Source organism: Elioraea sp. Yellowstone (genome assembly GCF_006704265.1).
In the GTDB taxonomy this organism is placed as follows: Bacteria; Pseudomonadota; Alphaproteobacteria; order Acetobacterales; family Acetobacteraceae; genus Elioraea.
Window position 1 is genome coordinate 1 of record NZ_VIKA01000116.1, and the last position, 9,935, is coordinate 9,935.

9 protein-coding genes and 1 pseudogene are annotated in these 9,935 nt (G+C 72.0%); 5 read left to right on the forward strand and 5 right to left on the reverse strand.

Annotated elements, in window-relative coordinates; genetic code table 11:
- Positions 1-217 precede the first annotated feature (217 nt).
- On the forward strand, positions 218-1,138 hold the full coding sequence (locus tag FK498_RS14195) for a class I fructose-bisphosphate aldolase (protein ID WP_141855634.1): 921 nt from the start codon (positions 218-220) through the stop codon (positions 1,136-1,138).
- Positions 1,139-1,236: 98 nt separating this feature from the next.
- Positions 1,237-1,875, forward strand: coding sequence for a thiamine phosphate synthase (thiE, locus tag FK498_RS14200; RefSeq protein WP_141855636.1), 639 nt, complete (start codon positions 1,237-1,239; stop codon positions 1,873-1,875).
- 207 nt (positions 1,876-2,082) lie between these two features.
- Here the strand turns inward: thiE and FK498_RS14205 are convergent, their stop codons facing one another.
- Complete coding sequence (locus FK498_RS14205; protein ID WP_141855638.1) at positions 2,083-3,162, reverse strand: sialidase family protein; 1,080 nt, start codon at positions 3,160-3,162, stop codon at positions 2,083-2,085.
- Positions 3,163-3,312: 150 nt separating this feature from the next.
- On the opposite strand from FK498_RS14205, the gene tcuA reads away from it, so the two are divergent.
- Positions 3,313-4,755: an FAD-dependent tricarballylate dehydrogenase TcuA gene (gene tcuA / locus FK498_RS14210; RefSeq protein WP_304598717.1), complete on the forward strand. Its 1,443-nt coding sequence runs from the start codon at positions 3,313-3,315 to the stop codon at positions 4,753-4,755.
- Positions 4,752-5,894 (forward strand): tricarballylate utilization 4Fe-4S protein TcuB, encoded by a 1,143-nt coding sequence (gene tcuB, locus FK498_RS14215; RefSeq protein ID WP_141855640.1) that lies wholly within the window; start codon positions 4,752-4,754, stop codon positions 5,892-5,894. Before tcuA ends, tcuB begins: the two co-directional genes overlap by 4 nt.
- Positions 5,895-5,948: 54 nt before the next feature.
- Here tcuB and kdsA read toward each other — a convergent pair whose 3' ends face one another.
- The 4 genes from kdsA to tpiA form a co-directional block, all read right to left on the reverse strand.
- The gene (kdsA, locus tag FK498_RS14220) at positions 5,949-6,788 is read right to left on the reverse strand and encodes a 3-deoxy-8-phosphooctulonate synthase (RefSeq protein ID WP_141855642.1); all 840 of its coding nucleotides are present in this window, start codon (positions 6,786-6,788) and stop codon (positions 5,949-5,951) included.
- Positions 6,789-6,864: 76 nt separating this feature from the next.
- The gene (locus tag FK498_RS14225) at positions 6,865-8,508 is read right to left on the reverse strand and encodes a CTP synthase (protein ID WP_141855644.1); all 1,644 of its coding nucleotides are present in this window, start codon (positions 8,506-8,508) and stop codon (positions 6,865-6,867) included.
- A gap of 73 nt (positions 8,509-8,581) precedes the next feature.
- A complete protein-coding gene (gene secG / locus FK498_RS14230; RefSeq protein ID WP_141855646.1) occupies positions 8,582-8,896 on the reverse strand; it encodes a preprotein translocase subunit SecG in 315 nt (104 codons plus the stop codon).
- Between the two features lie 84 nt (positions 8,897-8,980).
- Entirely contained in the window at positions 8,981-9,730 is a 750-nt protein-coding gene (gene tpiA / locus FK498_RS14235) for a triose-phosphate isomerase (protein ID WP_141855648.1), read from the reverse strand.
- A 120-nt stretch (positions 9,731-9,850) separates the two neighbouring features.
- Here tpiA and FK498_RS14240 point away from each other — a divergent pair.
- Positions 9,851-9,935 (forward strand): annotated as a pseudogene (locus FK498_RS14240) (IS5/IS1182 family transposase); the annotation flags it as partial.

A 9,935-nucleotide genomic window follows, 5' to 3' on the forward strand; every position in this document is an offset into this window, starting at 1 on the left:
GTGGTGTTCACCGGCCCCGACGCCCAGGCGGACCGGCTCGCCGCGCTCGCCGGCGTCTGCGGCGCGCGGCTGCTGCGCGCCGCCCCCGCCGCGCTCGACCTCGCGCAGCCCGCCGCCTCCCGGCGCCTCGCCGCCTGGCTGGCGGCGGGGTGACAGCGGCGCGGCTTTGCTCTAGGCAACCGCCGACCCGGCACGGCAACAGAGACGGAGGCCCGCGATGCGGATCACCCGGCGTGTGAAGGAGATCCTCTCGCACTACGAGAGCGACAACCCCGGCACCAAGGCGAACCTCGCCCGCATCCTGATGGAGGGGAAGCTCGGCGGGTCGGGCAAGCTCGTGATCCTGCCCGTGGACCAGGGCTTCGAGCATGGGCCTGCGCGCAGCTTCGCGCCCAACCCGGCCGCCTACGATCCGCACTACCATTTCCAGCTCGCGATCGAGGCCGGGCTCAACGCCTATGCCGCGCCGCTCGGGATGATCGAGGCGGGTGCGGATACCTTCGCCGGCGCGATCCCGACCATCCTGAAGGTGAACTCCTCGAACAGCCTCGCCACCGCGAAGGACCAGGCGGTCACGGGCAGCGTGAACGACGCGCTCCGCCTCGGCTGCGCGGCGATCGGCTTCACCATCTATCCGGGCTCGGAGGACCAGTTCGAGATGATGGAGGAGCTGCGCGAGCTTGCCGAGGAGGCGAAGTCCGCCGGGCTCGCGGTGGTGGTCTGGTCGTATCCGCGCGGGCCGGTGCTGGACAAGGCGGGCGAGACGGCGGTCGACATCTGCGCCTATGCCGCGCACATGGCGGCGCTGCTCGGCGCGCACATCATCAAGGTGAAGCCGCCGACCGAGGTGGTCGCGCTCGAGGCGGCGAAGAAGGTCTACGAGAAGGAGCGGATCGACATCGCCACCCTGGCCAAGCGCATCGAGCACGTCGTGCAGGCGTGCTTCAACGGCAAGCGGCTGGTGGTGTTCTCGGGCGGCGAGGCGAAGGACCTGGAGGGCATCTACGCCGAGTGCCGCGCGATCCGCGACGGCGGCGGGTCGGGTTCGATCATCGGCCGCAACACCTTCCAGCGCCCGAAGGACGAGGCGCTGGCCATGCTCGGCAAGATCATCGAGATCTACCAGGGCAAGGCGTAACGGTTCCGCCGCGTTCGCGCGCCCGCGCAGGCCGGGCGCTTCCGCAGCGTCCCCTCTCCCGCACCGGCGGGAGAGGGCCAGGGTGAGGGTGGTTTCAGGTGCCCGCCGACTCCCGCTGCCGTCTCTACCTGATCACCCCTCCGGCGTTCGACCCCCTGCCCTTCCGCGACCTGCTCGCCCGCACGCTCGATGCAGGCGACGTCGCGGCCCTGCAGCTCCGCCTCAAGGGCGCCGACGACGACGCGATCCGCCGCGCCGCCGATCTCCTGCGTCCCGTCGCGCAGGAACGCGGCGTGGCCTTCATCCTGAACGACCGCGCCGATCTCGCGGTGGCGACAGGCTGCGACGGCGCCCACATCGGGCGCGAGGATGGCGATCTGCGCGCGGCGCGCCGGCTGCTCGGCCCCGACCGCACGCTGGGCGCGACCTGCCACGACTCCCGCCACCTCGCGATGGAGGCGGCCGAGGCGGGCGCGGACTACGTCGCCTTCGGCGCGTTCTTCCCGACGGGAACGAAGGAGACCAGGCACCGCCCCGATCCCGAGATCCTGACGATCTGGTCGGAGACGACCGAGATCCCCTGCGTCGCGATCGGCGGCATCACCGCCGCGAACTGCGGCGTGCTGGTGCGCGCAGGGGCCGACTTCCTCGCCGTGATCGGGGGCGTCTGGAACCATCCGGAGGGGCCGGAAGCGGGGGTGCGCGCGATCAACGCCGCGATCGCGCGCGCGCTCTGAAGAAGCGCGCGCGGCGGGGCCGCACTCCTGGCCCGATCCGCGGCCCCCCCCCGTTTCCCGGCGCTTCCGCCGCAGGCACCGCAGCGGCACCCGCCGCACGATCAGCCATCGCGACAGGCGTGACGCGGCATCGGCGTCCCTCGGGGGTCGATTCCGGATGAAGTGTGACCGGCCCGCCACCGGGCCGCGAGCGGACGCACGCGGCGGCTACCGCTCCAGCACCAGCGTCTCCACCGAGGTGACGGTCGGCAGATGCTCGGCGATGCAGGACCAGGTCTCGCCCTCGTCGGCCGAGGCGTAGAGCGCGCCCGAACCGGTACCGAAATACACGCCCGCTGGCTCCAGCCGGTCGGTCGCCAGCGCCTGGCGGAGCACGTTCACGAACGCGTTGCGCTGCGGCAGACCGGCGCGCAGATCCTGCCAGGTCCGCCCGCCGTCGCGCGTGCGCCACACCGCGACCTTGCCGTCCGGCACGTAGCGCCCCGCCGTGTCGCCGTTCAGCGGCACGAGATAGAGCGTGCCGGGATCGCGCGGATGCACCGCCGCCGGGAAGCCGAAGCTCGACGGCAGCCCGGCCTCGATGCTCTGCCACGACCGCCCGCCATCGTCGCTGCGGTACATGCCGCAATGGTTCTGCTGGTACAGAACCTCGCCCGCCCCTGGCGCCTTCACCAGGCAGTGCACGCACTGCCCGTGCTCGGGATAGCGCTGATCCTCGGGGTTGAAGTCCGCGCGCGTGCCGCGGTTGCGCGCTTCCCAGGTGATGCCGCCATCGGCCGAGTGGAACACCCCGGCGGCCGAGATCGCCACCCAGATGCGCCGGTCGTCCGCCGGGTCGATCACCAGCGAGTGCAGGATCAATCCCCCCGCCCCCGGCTGCCAGTCCTTGCGCGAGGGATGTGCGCGCAAGCCCGCGAGATGCGTCCAGCTCCTGCCGTTGTCCGCGCTGCGGAACAGCCCGGCCGGCTCCACGCCGGCGTAGAGATGCCCGTTCGCCGCCGCAAGGCTCCATGCCGCGCGGATCGGCGCCTCGCCCTCGCCATAGGCGAGGCCCGCGCTCGCATGCGTCCAGCCCGCGCCGGGAGCCTCGCAGGTCCAGACCGCCGGGCCGAACCACTCGTTGCCACCCGCGGCATGGAGGCGCCCGTCCGGCGTCCCGATCACATGGTTGATCGGCCAGGCCTCGCAGAACGGCCCGGCGAGCGACCAGTCGCGCCGCGCGGCGTCGCTCTCGAGGATGAACGCTCCCTTGCGCGTGCCCACCAGCACCAGCACCCGTGTCGCCATTCCGGCCTTCCTCCCTTCCGCCGGCGGCTCGCCGGGGTATTGAGTTGATATCAACCTTGATCGGTCCTGTCAAAGCACCCTCTCGCCGTGCCGGCTTGCGGCGCGCCGAGGGCATGCTACGCCGTCGCGCACACGCCGTGGCGGATCGGCGTGCTGCCCGGGGCTCTCATGGCGGATCTCTCCTCGCGCCACGACGTGCTGGTGATCGGCGGCGGCAATGCCGCGCTCTGCGCGGCGATCGCCGCCCGCCGCGACGGCGCCTCCGTGCTGGTGCTCGAGGCCGCGCCGAGGTTCTACCGCGGCGGCAACACGCGACATACGCGCAACATGCGCTGTGCCCACGACAGCGCCACCGAGACGCTCTCCGGCCCCTACACCGAGGCGGAGTTCCTCGACGACCTGATGCGCGTCACCGGCGGCCGCACCGATCCCGACCTCGCCCGCCTGATGATCGCCGAGTCGAAGGAGGTTCTGGACTGGATCCAGGCGCAGGGCGTGCGCTTCCAGCCCTCGCTCGGCGGCACGCTCAGCCTCGGCCGCACCAACTCCTTCTTCCTCGGTGGCGGGCGGGCGATGCTGAACGCCCTTTATCTCACCGCCGAGCGGCTGGGCGTGGCGGTGCGCTACGAGGCGGAGGTCACCGCCCTCGACATCGCCGACGGAACGTTCCTCGGCGCCACCGTCCGCCATGCGGGGCGCTCGGAGCGCGTCGAGGCCACGACCCTGGTCGCCGCCGCCGGCGGGTTCGAGGCGAACATCGACTGGCTGAAGCAAGGCTGGGGCGAGGCAGCGGAGAACTTCCTGATCCGCGGCACGCCCTACAACCGCGGCACGGTGCTGCGCATGCTGCTCGACGCCGGCGTGCAGCCGGTGGGCGACCCGACACAGTGCCACGCGGTCGCGATCGACGCGCGCGCGCCGAAATTCGACGGCGGCATCATCACCCGGCTCGACTGCATCCCCTTCGGCATCGTCGTCAACCGCGACGCGCGGCGCTTCTACGACGAGGGCGAGGACATCTGGCCCAAGCGCTACGCGATCTGGGGCCGTCTGGTGGCGCAGCAGCCGGGCCAGATCGCCTACATCCTCGTCGACGCCCCCGCGCTCGGGCTCTTCATGCCCTCCCTCTACCCGCCGATCACCGCCGCGACGATCCGCGAGCTCGCGGGCAAGCTCGCGCTCGACCCCGACGCGCTGGAAGCGACGGTGCGGGACTTCAACGCCGCGATCCGGCCCGGCCGCTTCGATCCCACGAACCTGGACGACTGCCGCACCGAGGGCCTCGATCCGCCCAAGACGCACTGGGCACGACCGATCGCGACGCCACCGTTCCACGCCTACCCGGTGCGGCCGGGCATCACCTTCACCTATCTCGGCGTGCGCGTGGACGCAGAGGCGCGCCTGGTGATGGCGGACGGCGGCAAGGCCGGCAACATGTTCGCCGCCGGCGAGATCATGGCCGGCAACGTGCTCGGCCAGGGCTACGCCGCCGGCATCGGCATGACCATCGGCGCGGTGTTCGGCCGCATCGCCGGCCGCGGGGCCGCTGCCGAGGCCCGCCGCCGGCGCAATGTCGAGGAAAGCCCCGCATGACCCAGCATCCGCCCCCCGGCCACGCCTCGGCCGCGCTCGCCGAGGCCGACCGGCTGATGACGGTCTGCAACGCCTGCCGCTACTGCGAGGGGCTCTGCGCCGTGTTCCCGGCGATGGAGCTGCGCCGCAGCTTCCCGGACGGCGATCTCGCCTATCTCGCCAATCTCTGCCATGCCTGCGGCGCCTGCTACGTCGATTGCCAGTTCGCGCCCCCGCACGAGTTCCAGGTGAACGTGCCGCGGACATTCGCCGAGGTGCGCGCCGAGTCCTGGCGCCGCTACGCCTGGCCGGCCGCGCTCCGGCCCGTCTTCGACCGCAACGGCCTCTGGATCGCGCTGATCGCGGCGGTCGGGGTAGCGCTGTTCGTCGCCGGATTCGTCGCGTGGAACGACACCGCCGTGCTGTTCGGCCGCCACAGCGGACCGGGGGCCTTCTATCGTCTGATGCCGCATGACGCGATGGTGGTGGTGTTCGGCGCGGCGTTCGGCTACGCGATCCTGGCGCTCGCGCTCGGCCTGCGCGCGTTCTGGCGCGACATCGGCGAACCCGCCGCCAGCCTCGCCGAGCCGCGCTCGCTCTGGCAGGCGGTGAAGGACGCCGCCACCTTGCGCTATCTCGACGGCGGCGGCGTCGGCTGCTACCGCACCGACGAACGGCCGGACGACAATCGCCGCCTCTACCATCACGTCACCTTCTACGGCTTCCTCCTCTGCTTCGCCGCAACCTCGGTGGCGACGGTCTATCATTACGGCTTCGGCCGCATCGCGCCCTATCCGTGGTGGGACCTGCCGGTGGTGCTCGGCACGCTCGGCGGGATCGGCCTGCTGATCGGACCGGCGGGACTGCTCGCCGCCAAATGGACGCGCGATCCGGCGCTCGCGGACACGCCGCGCTTCGGCATGGATACCGCCTTCCTGGCGATGCTGTTCCTGACCAGCCTGACCGGGCTCGCGCTTCTTCTGCTGCGTGCCACGCCGGCGATGGGGATGCTGCTCGCGCTGCATCTCGGCGTGGTGTTCGCCTTCTTCCTCACCATGCCCTATGGCCGCTTCGTGCACGGGCTCTACCGCTTCGCCGCGCTGGTCCGCTACGCCAGGGAGCGGCGGCGGCTCGCAGAGGCCGAGCCCGGCAGCACGTGACGCCCGCGCCGCACGACATCATGCGGCGCACGGAACGCGGCGCGATCGCCGCCGTCAGCAGTCGGACGCTCCCCCCTTCGCCAGACGGTCGAAGGCCATCAGCCGCGCGATCAGCGCCGGCATCGCGGCGAGCGAGATCATGTTCGGCCCGTCCGAAGGCGCGCGGTCCGGATCGGGATGCGTCTCGATGAACACGGCCGCGACGCCGACCGCCACGGCCGCGCGCGCCAGCACGGGCGCGAAGCGGCGGTCGCCCCCCGAGGCGCTGCCCTGCCCGCCCGGCGCCTGCACCGCATGCGTCGCGTCCATCACCACCGGGTAGCCCGTCTCGGCCATGATCGGCAGCGACCGCATGTCGGCGACGAGGGCATTGTAGCCGAAGCTTGCCCCGCGTTCCGTCAGAAGGATGTTCTCGTTGCCGGTGGAGGCGATCTTCGCCGCGACATGCGCCATGTCCCACGGCGCGAGGAACTGGCCCTTCTTCACGTTCACCGCGCGGCCGGTGCGCCCGGCGGCGACCAGCAGGTCGGTCTGGCGGCAGAGGAAGGCGGGGATCTGGAGCACATCGACCGCCTCGGCCGCCGGTGCGACCTGGTCCTCGGCGTGCACGTCCGTCAGCACCGGCAGGCCGAGGCGGTCGCGGATCTCGGCGAGGATCGCGAGCCCCTGCGCCATGCCGACGCCGCGCGCGCCCGACAGGCTCGTGCGGTTCGCCTTGTCGTAGGAGGACTTGAAGATCAGGCCGATCCCCGCCGCGGCGGCCATCTCCGCAAGCGCCGCCGCGACCTCCATCGCATGGCCGCGGCTCTCGATCTGGCAGGGCCCGGCGATCAGCACCAGCGGCCGGTCGTTGCCGAGCTCGAGCCTGCCCACGCGGACGGTGCGCGCGCCCACCGTCAGCCCCGCCCCGGCTCGCGCGCCCGGCCCGGTCTGCGCGCCATCCCGTTCGGGCGCATCGCGACCGTCCCGCTCACACCAGCCGCGCCTGCTTCACCGCCGCCTCGATGAACGAGGCGAACAGCGGATGGGGCTTGAGCGGCCGGCTCTTGAGCTCCGGATGGAACTGCACGCCGACGAACCAGGGGTGCCCCGGCAGCTCGACGATCTCGGGCAGCAGCCCGTCCGGGCTCATGCCGGAGAACAGCAGCCCCTTCTCCTCCAGAAGGGGCTTGTAGCGGATGTTCACCTCGTAGCGATGGCGATGGCGTTCGCTGATCCGGGCGGCGTCGTAGATGGAGCGGACGAGCGAGCCTGGCTGCAGCACGCACGGATAGGCGCCGAGTCGCATCGTGCCGCCGAGATCGCCGCCCTGCTCGCGCCGTTCGATCGTGTTGCCCCGCGTCCACTCCGTCAGCAGGCCGACCACCGGGTGTTCGCACGGTCCGAACTCGGTCGAGGATGCGCCCTCGATCCCGGCGAGGTTCCGCATCGCCTCGATCACCGCCATCTGCATGCCGAAGCAGATGCCGAAGAAGGGCACGCGGCGTTCGCGCGCGAAGCGCACCGCCTCGATCTTGCCGGGGGTTCCGCGCTCGCCGAAGCCGCCGGGCACCAGGATCCCGTGCACGCCCTCGAGCCGGTGGATCGCGCCCGGCGTCTCGAAGATCTGGCTGTCCACCCAGTCGAGATTCACCCGTACGCCGTTGGCGATCCCGCCGTGGGTCAGAGCCTCGGCGAGCGACTTGTAGCTGTCGAGCAGGTTCGTGTACTTGCCGACGACGGCGATCGTCACCTCGCCCTCGGGCGCGCGGATCGTCTCGACGATGCGCTGCCAGGCGGCAAGATCGGGCTCGTCGTCGTGCGGCAGGCCGAAATGGCGCAGCACCTCGCGGTCCAGCCCCTCGCGGTGATAGGCGATCGGCACGGCGTAGATCGTGTCGACGTCGAGCGCGGGGATCACCGCGGCCTCGCGGACGTTGCAGAAGAGCGCGATCTTGCGCCGCTCGCCCTCGGGGATCGGGCGGTCGCAGCGGCAGAGCAGGATCTGCGGCTGGATGCCGACGCTCAGCAGCTCCTTCACGCTGTGCTGCGTCGGCTTGGTCTTCAGCTCGCCGGCGGAGGGGATCCAGGGCACCAGGGTGAGATGGATGAAGAGCGCGCGCGCGGGCCCGATCTCGTTGCCGAGCTGGCGGATCGCCTCGAGGAAGGGCAGCGATTCGATGTCGCCCACCGTGCCGCCGATCTCCACCAGCACGAAGTCCGGCTCCGCCCCGTCCGGCATGGTGGCCGGCGCGGTGATCGTCTCCTTGATCGCGTCGGTGACGTGCGGGATCACCTGCACCGTGCCGCCGAGATAGTCGCCGCGACGTTCGCGCGCGATCACCGTGGAGTAGATCCGCCCCGTGGTGGCGTTGTCGGCCCTCGTCGCGTCGACGCCCGTGAACCGCTCGTAGTGGCCGAGATCGAGATCGGTCTCCGCCCCGTCGTCGGTGACGAACACCTCGCCGTGCTGGTAGGGGCTCATCGTCCCCGGATCGACGTTCAGGTAGGGGTCGAGCTTGCGCAGCCGCACGCGGAAGCCGCGGGCCTGCAGGAGCGCGCCGAGGCTCGCGGAGGCGATGCCCTTGCCGAGGGAGGAGACCACGCCGCCCGTGATGAACACGTATCGCGTCATGGACCCCCCTGATACGCGCGTTTCGTCTCCCGCCACAACCGGGGCGGGCGCAGGCCAGGCAAGCCGCGGTCCCTCAGTTGGTGGGAACGGCCGGCGCCGGCGGCAGCGACGGCGCCGGCGCCGTCACGGGTGCCGAGTCGAGCAGGGACCGCGGCTGGCGCGTGCCCTGGTTGATCAGCGCGAGCGCCAGGCTGAGGACGAAGAACAGCGTGCCGAGGATCGCGGTCGTGCGCGTCAGCAGGTTCGCGGTGCCGCGCCCGCCCATGAAGGCGCCCATGCCGCCCGAGGAGCCGATGCCCAGGCCCCCGCCCTCGCTCCGCTGGAGCAGGACGACGACGATGAGCGCGAGCGTCACCAGCAGGTGGATGATCAGAAGGACGGATGCCATGGGTTCCTCAGGGTCGGGCGGTCCCGGCCGCGCGACGGCGGGGGTTCTAGCGCTCCGGGACGGACGGCGCCACCCCCAACGCGCTCACGCCCGCGCCGCCGCCGCGATCGCGAGGAAGTCCTCCGCCACCAGGCTCGCCCCGCCCACCAGCGCGCCGCCGACCTCCGGCAAGGCCAGGATCGCCTTGGCGTTCGAGGGCTTCACGCTGCCGCCGTAGAGGATCCGCACGCTCTCCCCGGCCGTGCCGAAGCGCGCGGCGAGCGTCCGGCGGATCATCGCATGCATGGCGGCGATCTCGGTCTCGGTCGGCGTCTTGCCGGTGCCGATCGCCCAGACCGGCTCGTAGGCGACCGCCCCGGCCACGGCGAAGCCGTCCGGCAGGCTGCCGGCGAGCTGCGCGGCGACCACCGCCTCCTGCCGCCCGGCCTCGCGCTCGGCGAGCGTCTCGCCGACGCAGACGATCGGCGCGAGCCCGGCGGCGAGCGCGGCCGCGGCCTTGGCGCGCACCTGCCCGTCGGTCTCGCCGTGACCGGCGCGGCGTTCGGAGTGGCCGAGGATCACGGCGGTGGCACCCGCGTCCCGCAGCATCGGCGCCGAGACGTCCCCGGTATGCGCGCCCGCAGCCTCGGCATGGCAGTCCTGCCCGCCCACCGCCACGCCGGAGCCCAGCAACACATGCGCCAGCCGCCCCACCAGCGTGAAGGGCGGACAGACCAGCAGATCGCAGGGCGGCGGGGCGGTGGCCACCGCCTCGCGGAGCGCACCGGCGAGCCGCGTCCCGGCCACGCTCAGCCCGTTCATCTTCCAGTTCCCGGCGATCAGTTGTCTCGGCATCGCGGTCCTCCTGCACCGCCTCTCAGAGGCTGTTTCGGAATGCGGTGGGAACGAGGGTTGGGAGGTCACGGCGGGTTGTGATTCCAACGGGTTGTCGAGACCGAGCTGGATTCGCAACCCATGTGGACCGTAACCACCCGGGCGCAGCATAGCCGTGCGGGCCTTCGCTACGCGAGCGACGTGACGGATGCCGAGTGGGGCATCC